Genomic DNA, 25,527 nt, shown 5'->3' with positions numbered 1-25,527 from the left:
AGCAATCATTTGCCATGTACGTCTTGTTTTACAGTTCATATTGTAACAGTCTCTTTGTATGAATGACAAGGAATTAACGTTTTATCTCTTATACACCGGAAACTTATATGTGCTGCCTGCCCGAATTTCGTTTGCTTTGACGCCTTGATTCAGCTCTTCAAAATCTTCAATGACTTCATCAAGTGGCTTGCTTGTATGGACGATGGAGACGACGGTTTCTCCTTGTTTCACAGTCACATTCTTATAGGCTTTTCTCTCAGCTGTTTGAAAGGCATTTGCAGGAACAGCAGGACCTTCCTCAACAGGGATGGTGCCATTTTTTAAATCAAAAAAGATAATAAAGAGGACAAACAAACTGATTAGTAAAAAAATAATACGCCGCATTTCACTCACCGCTTTTAAGAGTTTACTTCAGTCTATGCATGTCCTGAAATGATAGAACTAAAATGAGGAGAAAAGCTGGAAAGGGTGGTTCTAGTTAGTTCTAGTGAGTCTTGTAATGAATTGAAAAAACACTTTGTTTTACGCTTGGCGGTGCTTTTTTCAAGCTTCTATGATCATTATGATAAAATAAAAGAAAGGGGAGAGTTTATGAAGAAAATAAGTCTGCATATATATGTGAGGACGCTAACAGAAAATGATGCACAATCACTATTAACACTTGAACTTGAGAATCGCTCATATTTTCAGCAATTTACACCTTTAGTCAAAGATGATTTTTTTACGTTATCTCGTCAAATTGAACGAATTCAGCGCAGTGTGGAAAGATGTGCGCAGGATGAAGCTTACATGCATGGTATTTTCTTAAATGAAACAGATGCTTTAATTGGGACGATCTCATTAAGTTCTGTCGTAAGAGGCCCGGTAGAAGGAGCATGGCTGGGGTATGTACTTGATGAAAGGCATGGCGGGAAAGGGTATATGACAGAAGCCATTCGTTTAATCATCGATTATGCCTTTAATGAACTGCACCTTCATCGTATTGAGGCTGGAGTAAAGCCGGATAATATGGGTTCCATTCGTGTGCTTGAAAAGACAGGTTTTGAAAATGAGGGACTGAATCGTAAAAAAGTAAAGATTGATGGCGTGTGGGAGGATCATTATTTGTTTGCGATCATTCATCCAAATGAATCATAGAGCATGAACATACATAAAAGCTCCTCCAAGTTGGGGGAGCTTTCATTTACTCATTAATTTTTGACAAGTGGTTTATGTTTAGCGGGTATTTCCTTTACGACGAGATATAAGAAGATAAAGTTAATGACCCAATTTAATAAAAATGAGTTCGCAACAGGCGTGTTTAATGCACTCATGATGGCGAAAAAGACCGTTGTTAATGTGAGTGAATAAGCGGAGAGCTTCCATAGCATTTGGAAAGACAGCTCTTTTTGCTGCATGCGTTTAATAAATGTACCAAGCATCGCAAGGAATGTTGCACTAATGAACATGAGAGCCGCAGTTGATAGATACAGCAGCACGCAGATGACTGGGATAATAATCGCTTGATTCTGATTTGTGACGCGGGCGAGTTCGTCTTTTGTCAGCGTTCCGCCAAGCAGCTGGTAAGGGATATCTGTCATTTGGCCATCAATGGCAATCACTGCTTTTTCTTTTAATAAAGCAATGGCCGTTTGCTTGGATTCAAGCTCACTTGCTTTTATTTTTTCAGCAGGATCAAAGATGATCGTAATCCCGTTTTCTTCTTTTTCTATCGGTGCACTTTGATCTGCTTGAAGCTTTCCTTTTTCGATTGAGAAATCAGGTAAATCTTTTTTGATCACATGCTGAAATCCTGACATCGCATTCGAGATCTCTTGACTCATATGATAGCCCTGAGGAACTGCTGCGATGATCGAAAGGATAAAAATGAATAAAATCGCTTTTCCAATCCCTGTAAACCGTGCTTTAGCAATATCTTTTGGTGAATAAATGCCTTTTAACAATAGTTTAAATACGTTCAATCAATTCACTTCCTACATTCTTTTCTATTTCTCATATTGTATCAATGTCTATCTATCAAGTACAAGTATGGCCTTCATCGCTGGTTAAGATAGATGGAATGAGGCATAATGTATACAGCATATAAAAAGGAGGCGGCTGTGACTTGGACGTGCTGTATTGGATTCTGGTTATTTGTGCATTTATCATTGCGTTTGTTGGACTTGTCTATCCAATTATTCCTAGTGTTGTTTTTATGGTTCTTGGGTTTATTCTATATGGTTTCTTTTTCAGCTTCGAGCCGCTGACACTGACGTTTTGGCTCATTCAAGCCGTATTTACCGCGGTATTATTTGCGGCAGATTATGTCTCAAACCTCATTGGGGTCAAGCGTTTTGGCGGCAGCCGCGCAGCCATTTGGGGAAGCACCATTGGGTTATTAGTTGGTCCTTTTGTGATTCCCATTGCAGGAATTATCATTGGTCCATTTATCGGAAGTGTTATTGCAGAGCTCCTTGTCCATCAAAAAGATGTGAAGACGAGTGTGAAAGTAGGATTAGGCTCATTAATCGGATTTATATCAGGTGTATTTGCCAAAGGATTGATTCAAGCGCTGATGCTGGGCATCTTTTTATTTTATGTCCTTCGCTAAATAGAAAAAGGGAGTTTAAAACTTTTTCTAAAGGGCTAAATACAAAATAAACACTGAAATGTTTCAGATCATGAGCAATAACATTGAAACAAGCCAATTCTTTTGATACTCTTTGAGTAGGTTGAATTGCTTGCTTACGACCTAAGGAAGCATTTCAGTACATACATTTCTAAGGAGGAAATTAACCATGGCTTTTAAACTTCCAGAATTACCATATGCTTACGATGCATTAGAACCACATATCGACAAGGAAACAATGACGATTCACCACACAAAACACCACAACACATACGTAACAAACTTAAACAAAGCAATCGAAGGTGTATCAGCTCTTGAAGATCAATCAATCGAAGAGCTAGTGGCTAATCTAAACTCTGTGCCTGAAAACATTCGTACAGCTGTACGTAACAATGGCGGAGGACATGCTAACCACTCATTATTCTGGACGCTTCTTTCACCAAACGGTGGCGGCGCACCTACTGGTGAACTTGCAGATGCAATCGAAAAAGAATTAGGCGGATTTGAAAAATTCAAATCTGATTTCGCTGCAGCAGCTGCAGGACGCTTTGGTTCTGGTTGGGCATGGCTTGTTGTGAACAATGGCAAACTTGAAATCACAAGCACACCAAACCAAGATTCTCCTTTAACTGAAGGAAAAACACCAATTCTAGGACTTGACGTTTGGGAGCATGCTTACTACCTAAACTACCAAAACCGTCGTCCTGATTACATTTCAGCTTTCTGGAATGTTGTGAACTGGGATGAAGTGGCTCGCCTTTACAGCGAAGCTAAATAAATCATTTGATTTGAAAAGATCTGCTCTTTAGAGAAGCAGGTCTTTTTATATTTTCCCTCCTTTTTTTACATATCTGCCTTTTGATGAGACAGACTATTGTGTAGAAAAGGAGAATGAAATATATGAGCAGATTAAAGAAAATGTTCGGGGACATGGATGTTACAAGAGATTTAATGCTCCTCCTCACGATTGGCGGATTATATGCACTTGCTATTGCGCTTTCAAATACGTTTGTAAACGTGTATTTATGGAAACAGTCTGGGAAATTCACGGATCTTGCGATTTACAATCTGGCTATTGTTGTGCTTCAGCCCATTACGTTTTTATTCGCTGGTCGGCTCGCTAAAAAAATAGATCGGGCGTTTGTTCTTCGTTTTGGTGTGATCTTCTTAGCAGCTTTTTACTTAATCGTTTTAATAGCAGGAGAACATGCGGCGGCGCGGCTTGTTTTGTTAGGGAGTGTCCTTGGGATCGGCTATGGTTTTTATTGGCTTGCTTTTAACGTCCTCACCTTTGAAATCACAGAGCCTGAAACAAGAGACTTCTTTAATGGATTTCTAGGAGTCCTCACCTCTACAGCTGGCATGATCGGTCCACTGATCGCGGGTATTGTCATTTCTCAATTAACAGATGATACGGGCTATACAGTGATTTTTACTTTATCACTAATTTTGTTTTCATTAGCGGTTGTGATGAGCTTTTTCCTCAAGAGAAGGCAGTCAAAAGGGAAATTTATCATCAAGCAAATATGGAAAGAACGCCATGCCGACGAAAATTGGCGTAAGATTACAACAGCTCACTTTTTTCAAGGGCTTCGTGAAGGGGTCTTTGTCTTCTTAATCAGTGTCTTTGTGTTTATTGCAACAAACAGTGAACTTGCTCTCGGGACGTTTGGTTTAGTAAACTCAGGTGTTGCCTTTTTCGCTTATTTCTTCGCTACACGTTTGATTAAGAAAAAGTGGCGAAAGAAAGCCATTATGCTTGGCGGGCTGATTTTATACGGCGCCTTGTTCTTAATCGTCTTTCACTTGTCCTATGTATCACTTCTCATGTATGCGGTAGCCATTGCGATAGGATACCCGCTTCTGCTTGTTCCATATGTATCCTTAACATACGATGTTATTGGTCATGCAAGGTATGCAAGGAAAGCCCGAATTGAATATATTGTGGTCAGGGAGCTGTTTTTAAATGCTGGCCGTATTTGTTCCATTGTGTTGTTTCTTCTGTCTGTCACCTTACTGGGTGATGAGCTCGGGATTCCTGCATCTCTTGTTGTGCTTGGAGCGGGGCACACCCTCATTTATTATTTTGTAAAAGATATTCATTTAAAAGAAAAAACAGCTGATATGAAAGAGGCTGACGGTCAAAAGCCAGTTACTCACACGAACCTTATTAAGGGAGAAAGGTAAAATTTCTGACCAATGGAACATCAAAATTCTAGATAAATCATAGAAAAACCGCTAAAATGATGATGGCACCTTTTATACACAAAAAGGGGTGCCATTTCTTTCTTGATAGAAAAGGTGATGTGATGAGAAACAAGAAAAACAAAAAAGACGCGAAGGAAGGGCGCAAAACACTTCCACTTCGGCTGAATTTACTATTTTTAGCTGCGTTTATTATTTTTACCGGTGTTGTTGTAAGACTCGGATTTGTACAAATTGTCAATGGAGAAGATTATAAAAAGCAGGCAGAAAAACAAGAGGATGTGAATGTCAGCTCATCTGCTCCGCGCGGAAAAATTTACGATCGAAACTATAATACGATTGTCAGCAATAAAGCGCTAAATGCCATTACATATACGAGAACCTCGACGACTTCACAAGAAGAGCGGCTCAAAGTGGCAACAAAATTGGCGGATATGATTCATGTGAGTACGAAAAAAATCACAGATCGTGACAAAAAAGATTTCTGGATCTTAACGCATCCGAATGAAGCGAAAAAGCTTGTTCAAAAGGAATCTGAATTAAAGGGTGACGATAAGGTCGCTGATGATAAATTATATGAGCTTCAGCTGAAACGCATCACGGACAAGGAATTAAATCAACTGACGAAAAAAGACTTACAAGTGCTTGCGATTAAAAGACAAATGGATGCAGGCTATGCACTTACGCCTCAATTCATTAAAAATGAAGATGTGAAGCCAAGTGAAATTGCTTACGTCTCTGAGCATTTGGACGAGCTGCCAGGTGTGGATGTCACGACAGACTGGTCACGCAGCTATCCGTATAAAGGACTGCTCCGCAGTATGCTCGGCAGTGTATCTTCAAGTGATGAAGGACTTCCGCAGTCACTTCTTGAACATTATTTATCGCTCGGCTACAGCCGAAATGACCGTGTGGGAAAAAGCTATCTAGAATATCAATATGAAGATGTCCTGCAAGGCCAAAAGGAAAAAGAACAGAGCACAACCGATAAAGAGGGCAATGTGACAAGCTCTAAAGTGCTAACAGAAGGAAAGAGCGGGAAAGACCTTGTGCTCACCATCGATATTCAGCTGCAAAAAGCGGTTGAAAAAATCGTTGAAAAGAACTTGAGAAGTGCGAAACAAAGAGGCGGAACAGAGCTTCTTGACCGCGCGTTTGTTGTCATGATGGACCCGAGAAATGGAGAAGTTCTCTCAGTTGCGGGGAAACAGATTTCAAACAAAAACGGAAAATACAAATTTGATGACTACGCATTAGGAACGATGACATCATCTTATGCGATGGGCTCAGCCGTAAAAGGGGCAACTGTTCTGACGGGATATAAAACAGGCGTGCTTCACATTGGAAGTACCCAGTACGATGAACCGCTGTATATCGCACAGTCACCGCCAAAGAAATCCTACCAAAATATGGGGCTTGTTAATGATTTAACGGCACTCGAGCGTTCATCAAACGTGTATATGTTCAAAACAGCGATCGCCATTGGAAAAGGGGAGTATCGTAAGAACCAGCCGCTCCCAATCGATACGAAAGCATTTGATACGTTCCGCTATAATTTCAGTAAATTTGGTCTTGGGGTCAAAACAGGGATTGACCTGCCAAACGAAGCAACGGGCTATCGGGGAACGTCTACACAATCTGGTCTCCTGCTTGACTATTCAATTGGACAGTATGATACGTTTACACCGCTGCAAATGGCGCAATACGTTTCAACAGTTGCCAATGGCGGATATCGTTTACGTCCGCAGCTTGTCAAAGAAGTGAGAGAGCCAGATCCGCAGCGCGGCATTGGCGCTGTGACAGAATCCGTCAAACCAGACGTATTGAATAAGCTAGACATGACAAGTGAAGAGATCAAGCGTGTTCAGCAAGGCTTCAAGCTTGTTATGCAGAATCCAAGAGGGACAGCCTATTCGAACTTTGGCAACAAAAAGTACAACCCAGCTGGCAAAACAGGGACCGCTCAATCATTCTATGACGGCCCAATTAAAAGCAAACGCGGCACACCGACGTATAACACCACACTTGTTGCGTATGCGCCTGCTGATAATCCAGAAGTGGCCATTTCCGTCGTTGTACCGTGGGTGTATCAAGACTACAACCAGCGCTATCCAATTACAAATGATATCGGTGAACAAGTATTAGACAAGTACTTTGAGCTGAAATCAAAACAGGAAAGCAATGATACACAAGCGAAGAACAAAAATAAAATTGAAAATGAAGCAGAAACAAATGACTAGACCTTTTCTAGGTAAAAACGCTCACTTTTTGTGGGCGTTTTTTTACGTTTTCTTCAAATTTTTCGAGATAAATTGACAAAATGCATAAAAAACATCGCAAGATCTCTACAAAACTTCGACATTTACAAAACCTTAACATTCCATTTAAACGAAATTAATAAAGAACCTTTAATGTATTACTCGTAGGACAAATTATTCAGGGGGTATTCTTGAAATGAAAAAGAACAAATTATGGCTGCTTACTTTCCTTACTATCGCATTGTTAGCATTCGTCACAGCATGCGGAAACAGCAGCTCAAGCGGAGATTCAAAAGACAGTAAAGGAAATGCTTCAAACAAAGATGAGGCATCAGGTTCCATTACCATCTCAGGATCATCTGCGATGCAGCCTTTAGTTCTTGCGGCAGCAGAAAAATTCATGGATAAACATCCAAAAGCCGATATTCAAGTACAAGCCGGCGGTTCAGGTACAGGACTTTCTCAAGTTTCAGAAGGATCTGTACAAATTGGTAACTCAGATGTATTCGCAGAAGAGAAAGACGGAATCGACGCAAAAGCTTTAAAAGACCACAAAGTAGCGGTTGTTGGAATGGCCGCAGCTGTAAACCCTGAAGTTGGTGTCAAAGACATCACAAAGGACGAATTGAAAAAGATCTTCACTGGTAAAATCAAAAACTGGAAAGAGCTTGGCGGGAAAGACCAAAAAATCACGCTTGTGAACAGACCTGACTCTTCAGGGACTCGTGCAACATTTGTGAAATATGCACTTGATGGTGCAACACCTGCAGAAGGAATCACAGAAGATTCTTCAAACACAGTGAAAAAACTGATTGCAGAAACACCAGGTGCGATTGGATACCTAGCATTCTCTTATTTAACAGATGACAAAATTACACCGCTTAGCATTGATGGTGTGAAACCGGAAGAAAGCAATGTAGAAAGCGGTAAATATACAATTTGGGCTTACGAGCATTCTTATACAAAAGGTGATCCGGATGGTCTAGCAAAACAATTCTTAGATTACCTCATGAGTGATGAAGTACAAAAAGAAATCGTCAAAGACCAAGGCTACATCTCAGTTTCTAATATGAAAGTAGAAAGAGACGCAACAGGCAAACAAACAGATAAGTAAGAGGTCTTGAATTGCTGATGAAGGAAAAGTGGAGCTTTTCACTTTTCCTTTTATGACATTCATAGGAGTGTAGAAAAAGATGAAGCAGATAGAACATACAGAAGCGAGCGATCGACTGATCAGCTCGAAGAAAAATAGGCAAATGGATGAAGTAAGAGGAAGTATTTTGGTGAGATTCTGCGCATTCTTAATGATTGCTGTATCCATCGCCATCACCATCTTCCTTGGCATTAAGGGTTTACAATCTTTCATCATAAATGGTGTAAGCCCAATTGAGTTCTTAACCAGTATCAATTGGAACCCAACAGCAGAAAACCCGCAGTACGGCGCATTTCCTTTTATCTTTGGATCAATCGCCGTCACACTCCTATCGGCACTCATTGCAGCGCCGCTAGGCATCGCAGGCGCAATCTTTATGACAGAAATTGCACCTGCTTGGGGACGTAAAATTCTCCAGCCAGTCATTGAATTGCTTGTAGGGATTCCATCCGTTGTTTACGGATTCATAGGTCTTACAGTATTGGTGCCGTTTATCGGACATTTCAAGTCAAGCGGCTCAGGGCATAGCGTGTTAGCAGGAACGATCGTCCTGTCTATTATGATACTGCCAACCGTTACATCCATTGCGACTGATGCAATGGCTTCACTTCCAAAAAGTTTACGTGAGGGATCGTATGCACTAGGCGCAACAAGATGGCAAACGATTAGACGTGTACTTGTACCGGCAGCTCTGCCAACATTAATGACAGCTGTTGTTCTTGGAATGGCTAGAGCATTTGGAGAAGCCCTTGCTGTTCAGATGGTCATTGGAAACACACGTAATTTACCAGAGAGCATTATGGATACAGCTGGTACATTAACAACCATTATTACGTTAAACATGGGTCACACAACGTATGGAAGTGTTGAGAACAATACACTTTGGTCAATGGGACTTGTCCTTCTAGTTGTATCATTTATGTTCATACTTGTTATCAGATACTTGTCGTCTAGGAGGAAGGTTTAATGAATAGCAAAATGACCGATCGTTTTGCCACGTTTGTTTTTGGATTATGTGCCGCCATTATTACGGCGATCCTCGTTGGTTTGTTTTCTTATATCATTTTCAACGGTGCAAAAGAATTAAACTTTGACTTTTTGACAACTCGCTCAAGTGCGATTGGCTCTGGCGGCGGCATCAGGGATCAGCTGTTTAACTCGTTTTATATTTTGTTTATTACGATGCTGATCACAGTCCCGCTTGGCGTCGGCGGCGGAGTGTATATGGCAGAGTATGCGCCTCAAAACAAAGTCACAGATTTTATTCGTACATGTATTGAAGTGCTGTCTTCACTACCGTCTATCGTCATTGGGATGTTTGGTTTACTCATGTTTGTGAATTTAACAGGCTGGGGCTATACGATCATTGGAGGAGCTCTTGCGCTCACTGTGTTTAACCTGCCGGTGATGGTCAGGGTGACAGAAGATGCGCTTCGCTCTGTACCGAAGGATCAAAAGGAAGCATCACTTGCGCTTGGTGTAACGAAGTGGCATACAGTGAAGACGGTCCTTATTCCAGGTGCGATTCCTTCTATTATTACCGGTGCGATTTTAGCATCAGGAAGAGTCTTTGGGGAGGCGGCTGCACTTCTTTTCACAGCAGGTCTCACAACACCGCGTCTTGATTTTACAAACTGGAGTCCATTTTCTGTTACGTCACCGCTGAATGTTTTTAGACCGGCAGAAACTTTAGCCGTTCATATATGGAACGTCAATACACAAGGAATCATTCCAGATGCAGAGGCCATAGCAAATGGTGCATCAGCCGTACTTGTGCTGTCAGTCTTATTGTTCAACTTAGCAGCTAGATGGCTTGGTTCATTTATTCATAAAAAGCTTACATCAAAATAATGTGAGAGAGGTGTGAAGGGGATATGGTTCAAATGCTAGCAGAAAAAAAAGAGATTGCAGCAAAAAAGGCTCCACTTCAAGCGGAACAGATTTTACAGGTGCAGGATTTAAGCATTTATTATGGTGAAAAAAGAGCGGTCAATCACATTTCATTCGAAATTGAGAAGAATGCGATTACTGCATTAATCGGCCCATCTGGCTGCGGGAAGTCTACCTTTTTACGCAGTATTAACCGCATGAACGACTTGATTCCAGGTGCGAGAAGTGAAGGAGCGATCATGTACGAAGGGTTAAATATTTTGGATGACCGCATTAACGTGGTGAATTTAAGAAGAGAAATCGGTATGGTCTTCCAAAAGCCAAATCCATTTCCTAAATCGATCTATAATAACATTACTCATGCGTTAAAGTATGCCGGGGAAAAAAGAAAATCTGTGCTTGATGATGCGGTTGAGGAAAGCTTAACAAAGGCGGCTCTATGGGATGAGGTCAAAGATCGTCTGCACCGATCTGCTTTGTCATTGTCAGGCGGTCAGCAGCAGCGACTTTGTATTGCCCGTACACTTGCGATGAAACCTAGTGTCTTGCTATTAGATGAACCGGCTTCTGCCCTAGACCCCATCTCAAATGCGAAAATTGAAGAGCTATTAGGCGAATTAAAAAATGATTATTCAATCGTCATTGTGACACACAACATGCAGCAAGCGCTCCGTGTATCAGATCGTACGGCCTTTTTCTTAAACGGAGATCTAGTAGAATATGATGCCACAGAACGTATCTTTACACGTCCTGCGCAGCAAAAAACAGAAGACTATATCAATGGTCGATTTGGATAAGGCGGGTGGATTTGATGAATGCAGTAGCAACTGAAACAGCAAAAAAAGAAGTGTTTCGTGTGAATGATATGAATCTTTGGTATGGACAGCATCATGCACTGAAGCATATTGACTTAGCTATTAGAGAGCATGAAGTCACAGCGATTATCGGCCCGTCTGGCTGCGGAAAGTCAACGTTTATTAAAACGTTAAATCTCATGGTCAAAACAGTACCAGGTGTTAAAATCACCGGGGATATGATGTATAAAGGTGACAACATTTTAAAAGGCCGTGTCGATTTAGTGGAGCTGCGTAAAAATGTCGGGATGGTGTTTCAAAAAGGGAATCCATTCCCTCAGTCTATCTTTGATAATGTCGTATACGGGCCAAGAATTCACGGAGTAAAGAGCAAGCAGCAATTGAAAGAAATCGCTGAAAAAGCGCTTCGAGATGTTGCCCTTTGGGATGAAGTGAAAGATCGATTAAGTGCGCCCGCTCTAGGTCTTTCTGGCGGTCAGCAGCAGCGTCTTTGTATTGCAAGAGCCATTGCCACAAGCCCAGATATCTTATTAATGGATGAACCAACATCAGCGCTTGATCCTGTCTCAACATTAAAGATTGAAGAATTGATTATGAAATTAAAAGAGAAATATACGATTGCCATTGTGACGCATAACATGCAGCAAGCGGCTAGGGTATCAGACCGAACGGCCTTCTTCTTAATGGGGGAGCTTGTTGAGGCCAATGATACGAATGTGATGTTTTCTGAGCCAAACGATCAAAGAACGAATGATTATATATCTGGTCGATTTGGATAATAAAACCCCCCTGGAGGCCAGTGCTGCCAGGGGGTTTTGTTGTTATTTTGTTAGGGCTTTGACGATTTGTTTGAACGTCATCCCTGTTTTTAAATTGAACTTGCCTGCACGAATTTCTTTATGGTAGCCGGCGTCAATCACGTAATCATTAAAATCTTTAGACGAGTTGATGATGCCGTCCTTTTCCAGCATGTCTGAAACATCACTTGTACTCATACCGTTTTTAATCACGAATTTGATCGATTTGCCTTTTGGCTTGTCCGCTTTTTGTTGATCACTCTTAGAATCGCCGTCTTCATTTGCCTTCAGCGCTTTTTCTTTATAGTCCAGAAGCTGCTGGTACGTTTCACGGCTGACAGTGACTTCTTTTTTGGAGTCTAGATAGTTTTTCACGTCATTGTCTGTTACTTTCGCTGCGAGGGTTTCTTTTGTTGTTGTATCAGCTGCTGCCTCGTCTTTTCCAGTGAGGAAAAAGACGATCGCGAGAACCCCAGTTGCAAGAATCATACCTGCTGCAAACGTTTGGATGCTTTTTTTCGTCATACAAGCACCCTCTCGTTGTCTTTAATGATCATGTTGACATCTTCTACAGATACATGCTCAGCGCGCGCAATGGCTTCAGGAGACATGCCATTTTGATGTTTTGAAATGATCTGTCTTGCGATGGATGGATCAATTTCTGAATGTTTGCGAACGACGATGTTTGTTTCAAGTAATTCTTCTTCAAGCACTTTCATTTTCTTTTTCAGTTTATAGATTTCTTGCATTGCAGATAGTTGAAGTGTTTCAAGTTCCTGCTCGACCTCTTTAATCGGCTCCCTTTGAAAATATGAGAATGCGATCAGTACAATACTGACAACAAGCAATCCGATAATTGCAATTTCCATGTTTCATCACCTTTTATTCATATTTTAATGCTGAAAGCCATAAAAGGCTTTCAAGATTGTTTCAGACAGTTTTCGACCCTTCTTTTTTATACCATAAAAAAGCTAGTTTCAAAAGGAATTGCTGAAGAAAATCACCTTTTTTTCATCTTTTTTCTTTTTATATGTAAAACGAGTATGAAAACCTTGCTCGCTGTCAAAATAAAAGAAAGCGGCGGGGAGAAGAGGGGTCTCATGTATACAGTACGACAAAGGATCAGGTTTTATAGGGGAGCAGACGATTTTTCATGACATAACCGTGCGATATGTAAAAGAACGCGGACGGAATGCACTCAAAATGAAATTGGTGAAAAAACATTCTAGCATTCCTAAGCTAGAAGTGGTATTATAGTTAGGTCTGAATGTGAATTGATTTTAGTTTGGAGGGAAAAATATGCGCGTAAATATTACTCTAGCTTGCACTGAATGCGGTGAGCGTAACTATATTACTAAAAAGAATAAGCGAAACAATCCAGATCGCGTTGAATTCAAAAAGTATTGCTCACGTGATAAAAAACAAACTTTACATCGTGAAACAAAGTAAGCAGCAGGGAATTTTCCTGCTGTTTTTTTATGATGGGAGATGATCTGTATGAAAAAGGAGCTTCGCCTTCAAACATTAGCCAAGCTTGATCAGATAAGCGCTGAAGAATTTGAGTGCAGCACCGCTTTACTTTATGAGCACTTGTTGCAGCTGCCAGCATGGAAACAGGCGAAAACGATCGCTTTGACTATGTCTAGAGGAAAAGAGATACCGACAATGCCTCTGATTGAAAAAGCGTGGGAAGAAGGAAAAACAGTATGTATACCTACCTGTTTTCCGAAAACAAAAGAGATGAAGTTTTATGAATATACACTTGAAACAAAGATGACATCCAGCTACTTTGGGCTATTGGAGCCAGACCCTCAGGCGTCGGCTGCTGTACATAAAGAAGCCATTGATTTAATCATTGTGCCTGGGGTATGCTTCGATCAAAAAGGCTACCGGATTGGATTTGGGGGCGGCTATTATGACCGCTACTTAGCTGACTACCACGGCGTAACCATTGCCCTTTGTCTGTCGTTACAGCAAACCAGGCATGTGCCGGCTGAAGCACACGACATACCAGTGTCTATGATTGTCAGTGAAAAAGGTACGTTATATCAAGAGTAAAAGTCCGCTGATTGTCCAATGAACGGGCTTTTTGTGTTGAGATCCTTTCATCAGTTCAGATGCTGTATATGTTCATACACCAAATCCAAACGACAGTTACTTCCCGCACAAGATGGAAGAGTTAGAGCGGAATTGTCAGCTGCCTCATACTTTCAAAAAATTTAATCGACCTTCATCAATTTGACGTTTCTTATGATCAATCAGAGTGTGAAAAGGTCTATTATATTCAATTAAAAAAACAAGGGATTAGATTGTGAAGGCCGGCTAATGAAACGAACCATTGAAAGCGATAAAAATGATGGTTCATGCATAAACAAATCCTATTTAAGCCACGATACGAACATAGGAGGGAATATGATGAATAAAATGATTTGGAGCATTGTGTTCGCATTGTTTGCATTCGTTCTCGTGCAAAATCGTTATCGGCTGATGAATTTGATCTTAGGTCAAAATCAAGTGCGTCACTTTTTTATTAAGTGGCTGATGAAAATTCCATATTTTCGGACGAAATTTATTCGCCAAGCATTCTAATCCCGCAAAAGCCGGGATTTTTTTGTTCAGAAATGCGGATATGAACGATTCTTGTTATAATAATGTAAAAAATGGAGCGCGAATGAATGAATGTCATAGATAGTCTATTTTGGCGAGTTGTTGATGAATTAAGGCAAAAAGGGTACGAGATGATTCAAAGTCCATATCCAGAAGATGAAATATTTTTTGAAGCACCACGAAACTCAGGGTATGATCTCATCCGTCTATATAGAAAAGATGTGAATTTTAGACAGGAGATCGTTCGAGATATCGAAGAGCAGACGTATCGGATGAATCAGCTGAGAGAGGCCATGCGTAAACGGTCTCTTCATCTCTTGCAGCTCCAATTTACAGCTGACAATCCTGTAGATGATTGGGAAGACTTAAGCGGCCAGCCGCAAAAAAAACAAAAGGTGACGGTTACACCTGTATTACTGAACGCAGACACTCTTCAACACGATGTAAACGTGCTGCAAAAATGGCTGAACACCTCGGTAACATTGGATGTAGAAGAGGCGAAGAGAGACACAGCTGGGGATGTCATGCGGCTTAAAATGAACGTACTTCAGGCATTTGATGATCAGGAAAAGCAGCGTGAACGAGAACGGGCCGTTTTTCAAAATGGCAGACCAATTTTCACCTACTTGCTCATCGCTATTCAAGTGGTGATGTTTCTTTTGCTTGAACTATCTGGCGGAAGTACCAATACGGCAACTTTAACAGCGTTTGGTGCTAAAAATAATGGGCTGATCTTAGATGGAGAATGGTGGCGACTGATTACACCAATGTTTTTGCACATTGGCTTGACGCATTTACTCTTTAATACATTTGCTCTTTGGTCTGTCGGAGCGGCTGTTGAGAGAATTTATGGCTCAGGGAGATTTTTGCTCATCTATTTCATTTCCGGCATTTTTGGTTCCATTGCGAGCTTTGTATTTAATACGGCAATCGCTGCCGGTGCATCAGGTGCGATCTTTGGCTGCTTAGGTGCACTATTATATTTAGCAATCTCTAACCGCAAGCTCTTCTTTCGAACGATGGGGACAAATATTATTGTGATCATCGTCATCAATTTAGGGATTGGCTTCACTGTATCAGGTATTGATAATGCAGGGCACCTTGGCGGTCTGGTTGGCGGTTTTTTAGCTGCTTTAGCTGTTCGGCTCCCTAAACAGGTGCAGCTTGTCAAAATGTTTCTTGCTAGTGTTGTTCTACTGTTGATTGGCGGTTTTGGGCTGTATACAGGGTTTCATTCGGACAATCAAAAGGAAGCGGCGGCAGTAAGTGAGGCAGCAAGTCTATTTGATGAGAAGAACTATAGCGAAGCAAGTAAACGTTTAGAGGAATATGTACATCAAAAGGATGCATCAGCTGAGGCTCTCCATATATATGCACTATCGGAAGCGCAGCTCGGCCACCTTGACAAAGCGATACAATTTTTACAAAAGTCGCTTAAAAAAGATCCAGATGACCCAAATAAACTGTATCATTTATCGTTGTTGTACGTAGAAAAAGGAGAGACAGCGAAAGCGGAGGATCTAATAGAGGAAGGGTTAGACCAAGATCCTAAAAATGATCAATTTTTAAAGCTGAAACAATATATTGAAAACACGCAAGCACGTTGAATGACTTGACTGAAAGCGCATTTATGAATACGCTTATCCTATCTGTTGATGATGAGAAGAAATGGTGGAAACAATGAAAACGTTATATGATGTACAGCAGCTGCTCATGAGATTTGGAAATTATGTGTATTTCGGAGATCGTGAAGTGGAATTAGAATTTATGGCAGATGAACTGAAGGAAATGTATACATCGGGCATTATTGACCGGACCGAATGGTCAAACGCAATGACGATTCTTCAAATGGAACTAGCCAAATTAAATCGAAAAACAATGTGAAGGTGGAGGGCATATGACAGGGGATTGGTTTGTAGGTGTTGATCTTGGCGGTACGACAATTAAGCTAGCGTTCATTAATCTATATGGTGAAATTCAGCATAAGTGGGAGATTCCTACGGATAAATCAGGGCAGACGATCACAGTCGATATTGCCAAATCAATTGACCACAAACTGGCCCAGATCAGTATGCCAAAATCAGCGCTTATTGGAATTGGAATGGGTGCACCTGGGCCTGTAGATAAAGTATCTGGGATTGTCTATAAAACAACGAATCTCGGCTGGACAAACTATCCACTCAAAGATCACCTAGAGGCAGAGACGGGACTTCCATCTGTCATAGAAAATGATGCGAATATTGCTGCACTCGGTGAAATGTGGAAGGGTGCAGGAGATGGCGCAAAAAATATCCTGATGGTTACACTTGGCACGGGGGTTGGCGGCGGTATTATTGTAAATGGTGAAGTTGTTCAAGGTGAGACAGGGGCTGGCGGAGAAATTGGCCATATTTGTGCCGTTCCATTCCAAGGAGCACCGTGTAACTGCGGAAGAACAGGCTGTATTGAAACCATTGCATCTGCAACTGGCATCGTCCGGCTTGCAAAGGATAAATTAGAAACAGAGCAGCATACATCTTCACTTGGCACGCTCACTTCGCTGTCTGCAAAGGCTGTGTTTGAGGCCGCTGAAAGTGGAGATGATCTTGCCATGCGTGTCGTAGAAGAAGTGACGACTCATCTTGGACTTGTCTTAGCGAATCTTGCCAGTGCATTAAACCCAACAAAAATTGTGATTGGCGGCGGTGTTTCAAAAGCAGGTGAACTTCTTCGCAGTAAGGTAGAGCGCGTTGTTAAACATCACGCATTCCCGCCTTGCGTTGATGATGTCGAAGTCGTGATTGCTTCACTCGGAAACGATGCAGGGGTCATCGGCGGTGCATGGATGGCGAAAAACAAATGGCTGTCTTAAACAAAAAAGTCATCATGATGTCATTTTTATTAAAAAAAGCGATAGATGGGCATGAAATGAAATGTTTAGCATATTCATAAGTTTGTCATGGGGAAAAAGACATTGATTTTCCAGCCCATACAGGATAAGATATAGTTTAGTTATTTTTGAAGAAGTACCAATCATTAGGGTATTCCCTAACTTGAGTGCATGCTTAGAGCATAAGGAGGTTACAATGCGAAAGAAAAGATTAAAGGCGATTTCATTTTTACTGATTGCGACTTTGTTAATGTGGGTCAAAACCTATGTTATCTATAAATCTAACTTTAATATTAAAATAGAAAATTTTATGCAGGAGTTTATCCTGTTTATTAATCCGCTTAGCTTTCTTTTGTTTATCTTCGGTATCGGTTTATTTATGAAAGAAAAAAATCGCAATCGATATATCATCGTGATGAGCTTTATCCTGACATTCATTTTGTTAGCTAACATTGTGTTTTATCGATTCTATAGTGACTTTCTCACCATCCCCGTCCTATTTCAAACAAACAATATGGGTGACCTCGGGTCAAGTATTACCTCTTTAATTGAACCGGTCGATTTTCTGATGTTCGTTGATATTATGATTTTAATGTGGCTCTATAAAAAACAGCCTTCCTTTAGAACGGATGTCACCATTTCACGAAAAGAACGAGCAGCCTATTATTTATTTGTAGCAGCCACCTTCTTCTTTAACCTTGGTTTAGCTGAAACAGAAAGACCAGAACTGCTTACTCGCTCATTTGACCGTGAGATGCTGGTGAAAAATATTAGCTTATATAACTTCCATATTTATGATGGGGTTTTGCAGTCGAAGCAGTCTGCTCAACGAGCCCTTGCTGACAGCAATAGTTTAACGGAAATTGAAAACTATGTAAGCGCAAATCAAACCGACCGTAATGAAAAGACGTTTGGTCAAGCAAAAGGGCGGAATGTCATTCTTGTCTCACTTGAGTCTACACAAAGTTTTGTGGTCAATGAAAAGTTAAATGGGAAAGAAATTACTCCGTTTTTAAACAAATTAATCAAGAAAAGCTACAATTTTACTAATTTTTATCATCAAACAGGTCAAGGAAAAACATCGGACTCAGAGTTTATTGTTGATAACTCTCTCTATCCACTTGGAAGAGGGGCTGTGTTCTTCACAAACCCAAGCAATGAGTATACAGCCACACCTGAGCTGTTAAAGGATGAGGGCTATCACTCTTCTGTTATTCATGCGAATAACAAAAGCTTCTGGAATCGTGACCTGACCTACGATAGCTTTGGCTACGACAAGTTCTTTGATATTCAATCATTTGATGTGAATGAAGAGAACTCAGTTGGCTGGGGCTTGAAAGATGGTCCGTTCTTTGAACAGTCAGCGGAATTGATGAAATCGATCCCGCAGCCTTTCTATACGAGATTGATTACATTAACGAATCACTTTCCATTTGATCTAGATGAAGAAGATAAGCTCATTGATGAATATGATTCTAAGAGCAAAACGCTAAATAAATTCTTCCCTACAGTGCGTTATCAAGATGAGGCGCTGAAGATTTTCTTTGAAAAAATGAAGGAAACAGGTTTATACGAAAATTCCATCTTTGTTTTATATGGGGATCACTACGGAATTTCAGAAAACCATAACGAAGCAATGGGACAATTTTTAAATAAAGAGATTACGCCATTTGAAGAAGTGCAGCTTCAAAAAGTCCCGTTTGTTGTACACATTCCAGGGATCACAGATCAACATCCAAAAGAAATTGATACGGTAGGCGGTCAAGTCGATATCCGTCCAACTATACTCAATCTTTTAGGAATTGATACAAGTAAACAGATTCAATTTGGTCATGACCTTTTATCAAAAGATAAGAATGACTTTACCGTACTTCGTGACGGCAGCTTTATTACGAAGGACAGTGTTTTCACAGATGGTGTTTGCTACAATAAGGAAACGGGTGAGCCAAGAGATGATGAGACCGTTTGTCAGTCTTATGAAGAGAAGGCGAAGCAAGAGCTTCAATTCTCTGATCAAATCATTTACGGGGATCTCCTTAGATTTTATGACCGGAACAGCCCGGACCATTCTCCATCCAAAAAAGAAGATGAAACGAAGCTGAAAAAGGCGTCCTAACATATGAGAAAACCTCTGCTATTTTTAAATGCAGAGGTTTTCTTTTTTTGTCTGCCGGCTCATATAGTATGAGAGGAGGGATGTAAATGAAGACAACGTCGTTTGGGAAAATTGAATGGCAGCTAGATGAAGCGGGAAAGGATAATGTGGCAAAGCAGTTAGGGATAGGGAATGCGGCTTTTCATTTATCCAATCAAACAAGCACTGATTACCTTCTTTTACCGGGATATAGACTTCCGGAAGGCATCCATTCATTTTCTTCTATAGGTGAGGTCCAGAAATTTATTGCACCATACAGGCTGCAGCAATCCGATGATTGGATCAATGGAACCTTTGAATATGATAGTGCTCAATTAGAAGAAGAGCTGAGCCGTTTGAAAGCCGCATTTCCTTTTCTTCAAATCAGCATAATAGGTCATTCAGTGCTTGATACACCTATTTATGAAATCCGAACAGAGCCTGTTCAGCATTTACATTCTATTCATTTGAATGCTTCTTTTCATGCAAATGAATGGATCACGACGTCTGTTTTAATAAAATGGCTGAAATCACTGTGTTTAGCCGCATCTGACCCGGTGCAAGCAAGACATCATGAAGCCGTTCATATTCTGCGAACCACAGCTCTCTCCATCGTGCCAATGGTGAATCCAGATGGCGTAGACCTCGTTCGGAATGGACCTGAGTCACTAGGTCTCAACAGTGAAGCAATCACATCACTAAATGGCGGATTTGCTGATTATCAGGAGTGGAAAGCAAATATTCGAGGGGTGGATTTGAACAATCAATTTCCTGCTTATTGGGAGATCGAATACTATCGTCATCAGCCTAAGGCACCGTCCAATCGGGGGTTTCCTGGGCGCGAGCCATTAACAGAACCAGAAGCAAAAGCGATGGCAAATCTAGCATTACGAAAACGCTTTGATCGGCTGATCGCTCTTCATACACAGGGGGAAGAGATATACTGGGGCTTTCTTGGACACGAACCTGCCATCTCAAAAGAAACGGTCAAACGATTCGAGCATGTGAGCGGCTATAAACCGGTACAATATCTTGACAGCTATGCAGGCTATCGAGATTGGTTTATTTATCAATTTCACAATGAGGGCTATACAGTCGAGCTTGGATTAGGGAAAAATCCTCTTTCCATGAATCAATTTGATTCCATCTATGAGAAAACAAAGCGGCTGTTATGGGAAGCATGTAAGTGTTAAAAAGCACCTCTCAGGTGCTTTTTACATTTGAACATGAAGCAATTTCGTATTGTCAATAAAAATAATGTTAGAGCAATTGACGAAGGTCGCCTTCTAAGCTATTGTGAAAGGTGCGGATGTAAAAAAAAGGATATGTTTTAGGGGGATGTCGAACATTGAGTGCTCAAAGCCTGTGGAAAAGGAATTTTACTTACTTATTTATTTCTAAAATGTGTAAAATAACAGCTGATAGTCTATCTTTCAACACCATCTTGTGGCTTTTAGTACTAGGCGGGAAAGGGGCAATTGGAACAGCTTTTTTTATTGCGGTCAGCTTTGTTCCGCAAGCCATTGTTGGGCCGCTGATTACCCCAATGATGAAGCCGCATCAATTGAAATTTTGGATGTGTTTTGCTGATTTAACAAGAGGAGCGATAATCCTTGTGATCGTGGTCAGTTACTTTTATGGTTTCACGCCATTAGCACTTGTTATTGGCTGTATGCTGCTTCATTCGGCGACTGGTGGCTCCTACGAACCGGCATCCGTATCAATTATTCCAAAGCTTGTCCATGAGGACCTCATACAAAAAGCGAATGCAACCATCCAATCAGCGAGTCATGTGGTCAGGCTTGTGACGGTAACGATTTGTGGTGTCATGATTGCGTTTGTAGGGGTAGGATATACAATGCTTGTGATCATTCCTCTTTATCTCTTGTCCGCTTTATTGGTATTAATGATTACATATGAGACTGAAGTCATCATCGATAAAGCCAAAAAAGGGTTATCATACGGCAAAAGATTAATTCGAGGATTTTCACTTGTTAAAAGGCATCATATTTTGTTTCCATTGGCGATTTTTTGTGTCTGTTCAAACTTCGCTGCAGCACCTTGGGAAGCATTGTCTGTTATTTATTTAACAGAGGATTTACATAGTGGACCAGTTATCTATTCATTTATTAAAGTCACAACAGCACTAGGTGCATTCTTGATGGGGTTTGTTTTGACAAAGGTAAAAGTGAACCGGTATGGGTTGTTGTTTATAGGTGCCGGGATCGTTGATGGAATTTCGTTCTTCATCACAGGCATGAACGCATTTTTACCACTTGTGTTTATATCAGCCTTTGCTTTAGGGGCTGCCATCAGTGCAGTCAACGTGCCTGAACATACAATGATTCAATTGTCAGTAAAAGCAGAGGATCAGCCGCAAGTGTATGCGATTATCAATATGATCTCCTTCTTCATGATTCCGTTAGGCGCTCTCACTGGCGGCTATATGGCGACACTATTTGGGTCTGGGTATGTCATTGCGGCTGGCGGCATCATTGAAGCTGTCTCAGGGATATGCCTACTTCTGTTCACAAACATTGGGAAGGTAGAGAGGGCGGATTTGACGATAGAACGAGACAAACCTTCTATAAATGCAACGTGAGCATGGCATGATTGAAAGCGAATAGGTTACAATGAGGACGAGAAAACATGAGGATTTCAATGGAAAGGGGCAAGACACATGGCCATAGCAGATGTAACCATCATTCCAATAGGCACTGAAACACCAAGTGTCAGTGCTTATGTAGCAGATGTACAAAGAATTTTAGAAGGCTTTCAAAAAGAAGGGAAAATCAATTATCAATTAACACCAATGAATACGTTAATTGAAGGTGAATTATCCGTTTTATTTGAAGTTATTCAGCGCATTCATGAAGCACCTTTTGAAAAGGGATTGCACCGCGTAGCGACCAATATCCGCATTGATGACAGGCGGGATCAAACCACAACGCTTACAAGTAAAATAGAAAGCGTGAATAAGCACTTGAATCAATAAAGAAAAGCCTGCTATTTGCAGGCTTTTTAATGTGCAGTTGGATAACCGCTATAGATGATAGTCATGACAGTAAACCATCCAAAAACCAAAAATGTCGCGCCAGCAAAAGCGATGGCAAGTACGTTCACTTTTTTAAGTGAGCGAAAGATCCCGAGTGCAGCTAAAATCGTGACTAGACCAAAAATAATGACGAGCATCATGTGAAAGTCCCCCTTTGTCATCAATCCCCTTGATTTCCTTTCTTTTCATTTTAACCGTTTTCATAAAGCTTGTCGAGTAGATTCCAGTTGACGATTGTTTGAATTTTTATTGTGTAGCCTTCATAATAAAAAAGAATGAATAAAGTAGGTGATGAAAATGAATTGGAGAAGAATGCCACTAGGCTATGTACAAGCGAATGCGTATATTTGGAAAAATGAGCACGGAGAATGCTTAATTTTTGATCCAGGCGGTGAAGCACAAAAGCTGATTTCCTATATAAAAGAAAAACAGCTCACACCGCTTGCTGTCTTACTGACACATGCTCATTTTGATCATATCGGTGCGGCAGATGAGGTGCGGCGAGAGTGGGGAGTGCCGCTCTATGTACACGAGAATGAAAAAGAATGGCTGACGAACGCTGAATTAAACGGTTCAGCTCGATTGATTGGGAATGGAATTACGATCAAAGAAGCAGAAAAATTAATTACGTCAGAAGGAACACTTCAAATTGGATCGTTTACATTAGAAATGTTCCACACTCCTGGGCATTCACCAGGCAGTGTGTCTTACTATTCGGCGGAAGAAGGATTTGTGATTTCTGGTGACACGTTATTTGAAGGCGGCATCGGGAGAACAGATTTAGTAGGGGGCAGTCAAGAAGTGCTGCTTCAATCAATTCATAACAAATTGTTGTCATTGCCAGAATCAACTCTTGTTTTAAGTGGACATGGTGGTGAAACCACTGTGCTCACGGAGCAGGAGCAAAATCCGTTTATCAATGGTTTTTCTCTTTAAACGTATGAAAAAAGAAGACAAAGGGCTAAAATAAAGATCATTTTAGCCCTTTGTCAACAATCTGAAGCATCTCTTTTTATAAAGATGCTTTTTTAATGTCCGGTACCGGGAACCATGATGAAGATCGAATAATATGTAAATCCGGCAAAGAAAATCGTCAAGTACGCTCCGAAAATGTAAATATACATTCTTTCGGATAAATTCAAGTAGGATAAAAATACAAAAAGGACGGTTTGACCGAAGAACAGCAGTGATGCATCTTTCATATGCCCTAAATAGAACATGACAGCAAAAATACCCGTCCAAAAGCCAAGCACGCGGAACATGCGATTCATTTCTTTCCCTCCCCTTAAAAAACCCCTTTGATTCATATTATAGCTGATCACCACTTGTTATGTAAACATTTACATTTTTGACAACGTGTGAACATTTATTTTACAACCAGAAAAAAATTTTTTGAAAAAGTGATAAAAACGTGTTTATGCCGAAATACATGAGGGTACTTACTCCATAAGAGAAAAGGTTAACGACCTAAGGAGGAAGACTAATGAGTGACATTACTTTTTATTCATACCCGAGCTGCACGTCTTGCCGCAAAACAAAACATTGGCTAAAGGCGAATCAAATTGATTTTAAAGAGCGTCACCTTTTCAGAGAAACGCCAACCCTAGATGAATTAAAAAAGATTCTTTCCTTAACAACAGAAGGAATGGATGAAATTTTAGCCACACGAAGCCAGGCTTTTAAAAGCTTAAATTTAAATATTAATGATTTAAAAGTAAACGAGGTTCTTCAGCTTCTCATTGAAAAACCAAAACTGCTCCGGAGACCAATTATCATTGATGGAAATAAATTAGTAGTAGGCTATAATCCCGGAGAACTCATGAAAATATCAAAAAAGAAAGCGATTCATCAATCAGTTTCCTAATAAAAACGAAGATCAGCTGAAACATGCTTCAGCCGTCTTCGTTTTTGTGCTGAACTGGGCTAGCTGGGTTCGAACCAACGATCACGGAGTCAAAGTCCATTGCCTTACCACTTGGCTATAGCCCAATATCAAACGTGTAATGATATTGTTCACCATCTGCGGTCATTTATACATAAAAGTTGTATGTCACTAGTTATAAGTGAAAAAGGAGCGGAAGAAGTAAATGAAAAATGAAAAATCTAAGCGATTATATGAATTTATCCTAAAAGAAGCCCCTGTCATGACCGAAGAATGGCTGAAAACAAGAACTGAAGAAGGCTCATTATATTCCAAACATGCTTCAGAGGAAACGGAAATGAGACTGAAAGAACAGAACACAGCGTTTATTCAAACCATTGCAGCAACGCTTTTGACGCTGTCAGACAAAGTAGAAAATCATTTGAAAAAATGGTCTGTTGATATTGCACGTGATCGAGCCGTTCACGAGGTGCCTTTATATGAAATCATTGGACAATTTAAGATATTCCGTCAGATTTTCTGTTCGAGAATTGAAAAATTCACACTAGAAACCGAGCTTGAAGTGACGCTCCAAGATGTGTGTGGGTGGAATCAGCATTTTCATTCCACGTTTGATGATATGATCGAGCGTTTATCAGAAGAATACGACCGCGTGACACTGAGTCAGCTAAATGCACAAAGAGAGATGATTCAGGAACTGAGTGCCCCTGTTATTCCAGTATCAAAGGAAATCGGGATTTTGCCGCTGATCGGAGAGATTGATACGTACCGGGCCAAAATTATTCTGGAATCCGTACTAGAACAGGCTTCAAGACTGCGTCTAACGCATTTATTTATTGATATATCGGGCGTACCAATCGTTGATACGATGGTTGCTTATCAGCTGTTTAAAGTGGTGGATAGTGCGAAGCTTCTAGGAATTGAGACGATTATTTCAGGCATCCGCCCAGAAATTGCTCAAACCGTCGTGAAATTGGGCATTGATTTCTCAAAAGTAAATACTGAACACAGCCTTGCAAAAGCTTTAGAAAAAAGAGGATTTCGTATTTTTGAAGAACAGCCGCAAGAAGCCACATGACCAAAAAACCTGAACTTGTAAAAGTCAGGTTTTTTTATATGCTCTTTTTTAAAAAAATCACGTTCTCCATCGCAAGCTGATGATTTTTTTCACTTGATTAGTCGTTAAAATGATAAAATGCTCTTTTGTCAGACAGGTTCCTCCAACTTACAATATGGTCAGAGAAGGGAGTGAAC

General features: G+C 40.6%; 29 protein-coding genes and 1 tRNA gene. 23 read left to right on the top strand and 7 right to left on the bottom strand.

What is annotated here, in order from left to right:
- Positions 1–81: 81 nt before the first annotated feature.
- Complete coding sequence (locus tag C6W21_RS07405) at positions 82–384, bottom strand: hypothetical protein (protein ID WP_106049832.1); 303 nt, start codon at positions 382–384, stop codon at positions 82–84.
- Positions 385–591: 207 nt separating this feature from the next.
- Between C6W21_RS07405 and C6W21_RS07400 the strand changes: the two genes are divergently transcribed.
- A complete protein-coding gene (locus C6W21_RS07400; RefSeq protein ID WP_106050222.1) occupies positions 592–1,137 on the top strand; it encodes a GNAT family N-acetyltransferase in 546 nt (181 codons plus the stop codon).
- Positions 1,138–1,190: 53 nt separating this feature from the next.
- Here the strand turns inward: C6W21_RS07400 and C6W21_RS07395 are convergent, their stop codons facing one another.
- Complete coding sequence (locus tag C6W21_RS07395; RefSeq protein WP_106049831.1) at positions 1,191–1,961, bottom strand: DUF1189 domain-containing protein; 771 nt, start codon at positions 1,959–1,961, stop codon at positions 1,191–1,193.
- A 143-nt stretch (positions 1,962–2,104) separates the two neighbouring features.
- On the opposite strand from C6W21_RS07395, the gene C6W21_RS07390 reads away from it, so the two are divergent.
- From C6W21_RS07390 to pstB (C6W21_RS07350), 9 genes are all read left to right on the top strand, one after another.
- Entirely contained in the window at positions 2,105–2,590 is a 486-nt protein-coding gene (locus C6W21_RS07390) for a DUF456 domain-containing protein (protein WP_095285394.1), read from the top strand.
- Positions 2,591–2,777: 187 nt separating this feature from the next.
- Positions 2,778–3,386, top strand: a complete 609-nt coding sequence (gene sodA / locus C6W21_RS07385) for a superoxide dismutase SodA (RefSeq protein ID WP_007501264.1) — start codon at positions 2,778–2,780, stop codon at positions 3,384–3,386.
- A gap of 122 nt (positions 3,387–3,508) precedes the next feature.
- Positions 3,509–4,795: an MFS transporter gene (locus tag C6W21_RS07380; protein WP_106049830.1), complete on the top strand. Its 1,287-nt coding sequence runs from the start codon at positions 3,509–3,511 to the stop codon at positions 4,793–4,795.
- Positions 4,796–4,917: 122 nt separating this feature from the next.
- Positions 4,918–7,053, top strand: coding sequence for a peptidoglycan D,D-transpeptidase FtsI family protein (locus C6W21_RS07375; protein ID WP_106049829.1), 2,136 nt, complete (start codon positions 4,918–4,920; stop codon positions 7,051–7,053).
- Positions 7,054–7,267: 214 nt separating this feature from the next.
- Complete coding sequence (locus C6W21_RS07370) at positions 7,268–8,185, top strand: phosphate ABC transporter substrate-binding protein (protein ID WP_106049828.1); 918 nt, start codon at positions 7,268–7,270, stop codon at positions 8,183–8,185.
- 79 nt (positions 8,186–8,264) lie between these two features.
- Positions 8,265–9,191 carry a phosphate ABC transporter permease subunit PstC gene (gene pstC / locus C6W21_RS07365; protein WP_106049827.1) on the top strand — a complete coding sequence of 309 codons (927 nt, stop codon included), beginning with the start codon at positions 8,265–8,267 and terminating at the stop codon, positions 9,189–9,191.
- Entirely contained in the window at positions 9,191–10,075 is an 885-nt protein-coding gene (gene pstA, locus C6W21_RS07360; RefSeq protein ID WP_106049826.1) for a phosphate ABC transporter permease PstA, read from the top strand. Before pstC ends, pstA begins: the two co-directional genes overlap by 1 nt.
- A 23-nt stretch (positions 10,076–10,098) precedes the next feature.
- The gene (gene pstB, locus C6W21_RS07355; protein ID WP_034661308.1) at positions 10,099–10,911 is read left to right on the top strand and encodes a phosphate ABC transporter ATP-binding protein PstB; all 813 of its coding nucleotides are present in this window, start codon (positions 10,099–10,101) and stop codon (positions 10,909–10,911) included.
- A gap of 14 nt (positions 10,912–10,925) precedes the next feature.
- On the top strand, positions 10,926–11,708 hold the full coding sequence (gene pstB, locus C6W21_RS07350) for a phosphate ABC transporter ATP-binding protein PstB (protein ID WP_106049825.1): 783 nt from the start codon (positions 10,926–10,928) through the stop codon (positions 11,706–11,708).
- 42 nt (positions 11,709–11,750) lie between these two features.
- Here pstB (C6W21_RS07350) and C6W21_RS07345 read toward each other — a convergent pair whose 3' ends face one another.
- Both C6W21_RS07345 and C6W21_RS07340 read right to left on the bottom strand, forming a co-directional pair.
- A complete protein-coding gene (locus C6W21_RS07345) occupies positions 11,751–12,251 on the bottom strand; it encodes an endolytic transglycosylase MltG (RefSeq protein WP_106049824.1) in 501 nt (166 codons plus the stop codon).
- Positions 12,248–12,595: a hypothetical protein gene (locus tag C6W21_RS07340; RefSeq protein WP_003217285.1), complete on the bottom strand. Its 348-nt coding sequence runs from the start codon at positions 12,593–12,595 to the stop codon at positions 12,248–12,250. The genes C6W21_RS07345 and C6W21_RS07340 overlap by 4 nt, the downstream gene beginning before the upstream one ends.
- Positions 12,596–13,025: 430 nt before the next feature.
- Between C6W21_RS07340 and rpmG the strand changes: the two genes are divergently transcribed.
- The 10 genes from rpmG to C6W21_RS07290 all read left to right on the top strand — a co-directional run bounded on the left by rpmG (position 13,026) and on the right by C6W21_RS07290 (position 22,331).
- Positions 13,026–13,175, top strand: coding sequence for a 50S ribosomal protein L33 (gene rpmG / locus C6W21_RS07330; RefSeq protein WP_008360061.1), 150 nt, complete (start codon positions 13,026–13,028; stop codon positions 13,173–13,175).
- Between the two features lie 48 nt (positions 13,176–13,223).
- On the top strand, positions 13,224–13,784 hold the full coding sequence (locus C6W21_RS07325) for a 5-formyltetrahydrofolate cyclo-ligase (protein WP_106049822.1): 561 nt from the start codon (positions 13,224–13,226) through the stop codon (positions 13,782–13,784).
- A gap of 357 nt (positions 13,785–14,141) precedes the next feature.
- Positions 14,142–14,315 carry a hypothetical protein gene (locus C6W21_RS18995; RefSeq protein WP_189318152.1) on the top strand — a complete coding sequence of 58 codons (174 nt, stop codon included), beginning with the start codon at positions 14,142–14,144 and terminating at the stop codon, positions 14,313–14,315.
- Between the two features lie 86 nt (positions 14,316–14,401).
- The gene (locus C6W21_RS07320) at positions 14,402–15,940 is read left to right on the top strand and encodes a rhomboid family intramembrane serine protease (protein ID WP_106049821.1); all 1,539 of its coding nucleotides are present in this window, start codon (positions 14,402–14,404) and stop codon (positions 15,938–15,940) included.
- 73 nt (positions 15,941–16,013) lie between these two features.
- Positions 16,014–16,217: a YqgQ family protein gene (locus C6W21_RS07315; RefSeq protein WP_008342322.1), complete on the top strand. Its 204-nt coding sequence runs from the start codon at positions 16,014–16,016 to the stop codon at positions 16,215–16,217.
- Positions 16,218–16,230: 13 nt separating this feature from the next.
- The gene (locus C6W21_RS07310; protein ID WP_106049820.1) at positions 16,231–17,184 is read left to right on the top strand and encodes an ROK family glucokinase; all 954 of its coding nucleotides are present in this window, start codon (positions 16,231–16,233) and stop codon (positions 17,182–17,184) included.
- A gap of 214 nt (positions 17,185–17,398) precedes the next feature.
- A complete protein-coding gene (locus C6W21_RS07305; protein ID WP_106049819.1) occupies positions 17,399–19,318 on the top strand; it encodes an LTA synthase family protein in 1,920 nt (639 codons plus the stop codon).
- 86 nt (positions 19,319–19,404) lie between these two features.
- On the top strand, positions 19,405–20,529 hold the full coding sequence (locus tag C6W21_RS07300) for a M14 family metallopeptidase (protein WP_106049818.1): 1,125 nt from the start codon (positions 19,405–19,407) through the stop codon (positions 20,527–20,529).
- Positions 20,530–20,684: 155 nt separating this feature from the next.
- Positions 20,685–21,938: an MFS transporter gene (locus tag C6W21_RS07295; RefSeq protein ID WP_106049817.1), complete on the top strand. Its 1,254-nt coding sequence runs from the start codon at positions 20,685–20,687 to the stop codon at positions 21,936–21,938.
- 78 nt (positions 21,939–22,016) lie between these two features.
- Positions 22,017–22,331, top strand: a complete 315-nt coding sequence (locus C6W21_RS07290; RefSeq protein WP_034662003.1) for an MTH1187 family thiamine-binding protein — start codon at positions 22,017–22,019, stop codon at positions 22,329–22,331.
- 26 nt (positions 22,332–22,357) lie between these two features.
- Here C6W21_RS07290 and C6W21_RS07285 read toward each other — a convergent pair whose 3' ends face one another.
- The gene (locus C6W21_RS07285; protein WP_106049816.1) at positions 22,358–22,531 is read right to left on the bottom strand and encodes a DUF2759 domain-containing protein; all 174 of its coding nucleotides are present in this window, start codon (positions 22,529–22,531) and stop codon (positions 22,358–22,360) included.
- A gap of 157 nt (positions 22,532–22,688) precedes the next feature.
- On the opposite strand from C6W21_RS07285, the gene C6W21_RS07275 reads away from it, so the two are divergent.
- Complete coding sequence (locus tag C6W21_RS07275; RefSeq protein ID WP_106049815.1) at positions 22,689–23,327, top strand: MBL fold metallo-hydrolase; 639 nt, start codon at positions 22,689–22,691, stop codon at positions 23,325–23,327.
- A 92-nt stretch (positions 23,328–23,419) separates the two neighbouring features.
- On the opposite strand, the gene C6W21_RS07270 is transcribed toward C6W21_RS07275, so the two are convergent.
- The gene (locus C6W21_RS07270; protein ID WP_003217440.1) at positions 23,420–23,662 is read right to left on the bottom strand and encodes a DUF2626 domain-containing protein; all 243 of its coding nucleotides are present in this window, start codon (positions 23,660–23,662) and stop codon (positions 23,420–23,422) included.
- A gap of 212 nt (positions 23,663–23,874) precedes the next feature.
- On the opposite strand from C6W21_RS07270, the gene C6W21_RS07265 reads away from it, so the two are divergent.
- Complete coding sequence (locus C6W21_RS07265) at positions 23,875–24,255, top strand: Spx/MgsR family RNA polymerase-binding regulatory protein (protein ID WP_007501232.1); 381 nt, start codon at positions 23,875–23,877, stop codon at positions 24,253–24,255.
- A 54-nt stretch (positions 24,256–24,309) separates the two neighbouring features.
- On the opposite strand, the gene C6W21_RS07260 is transcribed toward C6W21_RS07265, so the two are convergent.
- Positions 24,310–24,380: transfer RNA gene (locus C6W21_RS07260), tRNA-Gln, on the bottom strand.
- 98 nt (positions 24,381–24,478) lie between these two features.
- Here C6W21_RS07260 and C6W21_RS07255 point away from each other — a divergent pair.
- Complete coding sequence (locus tag C6W21_RS07255; protein WP_106049814.1) at positions 24,479–25,351, top strand: STAS domain-containing protein; 873 nt, start codon at positions 24,479–24,481, stop codon at positions 25,349–25,351.
- Positions 25,352–25,527 lie beyond the last annotated feature (176 nt).

The sequence above is a fragment of the Bacillus sp. NMCN1 genome (genome assembly GCF_002998085.1).
Classification (GTDB): domain Bacteria; phylum Bacillota; class Bacilli; order Bacillales; family Bacillaceae; genus Bacillus.
This window is presented reverse-complemented; position numbering and strand designations above follow the sequence as displayed.

Bases quoted from the DNA above. Each gene is read 5' to 3' on its own strand.
- pstA (WP_106049826.1), top strand. From the start codon at position 9,191: ATGAATAGCAAAATGACCGATCGTTTTGCCACGTTTGTTTTTGGATTA.
- C6W21_RS07300 (WP_106049818.1), top strand. From the start codon at position 19,405: ATGAAGACAACGTCGTTTGGGAAAATTGAATGGCAGCTAGATGAAGCG.
- C6W21_RS07375 (WP_106049829.1), top strand. From the start codon at position 4,918: ATGAGAAACAAGAAAAACAAAAAAGACGCGAAGGAAGGGCGCAAAACA.
- pstC (WP_106049827.1), top strand. From the start codon at position 8,265: ATGAAGCAGATAGAACATACAGAAGCGAGCGATCGACTGATCAGCTCG.
- C6W21_RS07290 (WP_034662003.1), top strand. From the start codon at position 22,017: ATGGCCATAGCAGATGTAACCATCATTCCAATAGGCACTGAAACACCA.
- C6W21_RS07380 (WP_106049830.1), top strand. From the start codon at position 3,509: ATGAGCAGATTAAAGAAAATGTTCGGGGACATGGATGTTACAAGAGAT.
- sodA (WP_007501264.1), top strand. From the start codon at position 2,778: ATGGCTTTTAAACTTCCAGAATTACCATATGCTTACGATGCATTAGAA.
- C6W21_RS07285 (WP_106049816.1), bottom strand. From the start codon at position 22,531: ATGATGCTCGTCATTATTTTTGGTCTAGTCACGATTTTAGCTGCACTC.
- C6W21_RS07400 (WP_106050222.1), top strand. From the start codon at position 592: ATGAAGAAAATAAGTCTGCATATATATGTGAGGACGCTAACAGAAAAT.
- C6W21_RS07270 (WP_003217440.1), bottom strand. From the start codon at position 23,662: ATGAATCGCATGTTCCGCGTGCTTGGCTTTTGGACGGGTATTTTTGCT.
- C6W21_RS07325 (WP_106049822.1), top strand. From the start codon at position 13,224: ATGAAAAAGGAGCTTCGCCTTCAAACATTAGCCAAGCTTGATCAGATA.
- C6W21_RS07265 (WP_007501232.1), top strand. From the start codon at position 23,875: ATGAGTGACATTACTTTTTATTCATACCCGAGCTGCACGTCTTGCCGC.
- C6W21_RS07310 (WP_106049820.1), top strand. From the start codon at position 16,231: ATGACAGGGGATTGGTTTGTAGGTGTTGATCTTGGCGGTACGACAATT.
- C6W21_RS07255 (WP_106049814.1), top strand. From the start codon at position 24,479: ATGAAAAATGAAAAATCTAAGCGATTATATGAATTTATCCTAAAAGAA.
- pstB (WP_106049825.1), top strand. From the start codon at position 10,926: ATGAATGCAGTAGCAACTGAAACAGCAAAAAAAGAAGTGTTTCGTGTG.
- C6W21_RS07405 (WP_106049832.1), bottom strand. From the start codon at position 384: ATGCGGCGTATTATTTTTTTACTAATCAGTTTGTTTGTCCTCTTTATT.
- C6W21_RS07275 (WP_106049815.1), top strand. From the start codon at position 22,689: ATGAATTGGAGAAGAATGCCACTAGGCTATGTACAAGCGAATGCGTAT.
- C6W21_RS07305 (WP_106049819.1), top strand. From the start codon at position 17,399: ATGCGAAAGAAAAGATTAAAGGCGATTTCATTTTTACTGATTGCGACT.
- C6W21_RS07370 (WP_106049828.1), top strand. From the start codon at position 7,268: ATGAAAAAGAACAAATTATGGCTGCTTACTTTCCTTACTATCGCATTG.
- C6W21_RS07315 (WP_008342322.1), top strand. From the start codon at position 16,014: ATGAAAACGTTATATGATGTACAGCAGCTGCTCATGAGATTTGGAAAT.
- pstB (WP_034661308.1), top strand. From the start codon at position 10,099: ATGGTTCAAATGCTAGCAGAAAAAAAAGAGATTGCAGCAAAAAAGGCT.
- C6W21_RS07340 (WP_003217285.1), bottom strand. From the start codon at position 12,595: ATGGAAATTGCAATTATCGGATTGCTTGTTGTCAGTATTGTACTGATC.
- C6W21_RS07345 (WP_106049824.1), bottom strand. From the start codon at position 12,251: ATGACGAAAAAAAGCATCCAAACGTTTGCAGCAGGTATGATTCTTGCA.
- C6W21_RS18995 (WP_189318152.1), top strand. From the start codon at position 14,142: ATGAATAAAATGATTTGGAGCATTGTGTTCGCATTGTTTGCATTCGTT.
- C6W21_RS07320 (WP_106049821.1), top strand. From the start codon at position 14,402: ATGAATGTCATAGATAGTCTATTTTGGCGAGTTGTTGATGAATTAAGG.
- rpmG (WP_008360061.1), top strand. From the start codon at position 13,026: ATGCGCGTAAATATTACTCTAGCTTGCACTGAATGCGGTGAGCGTAAC.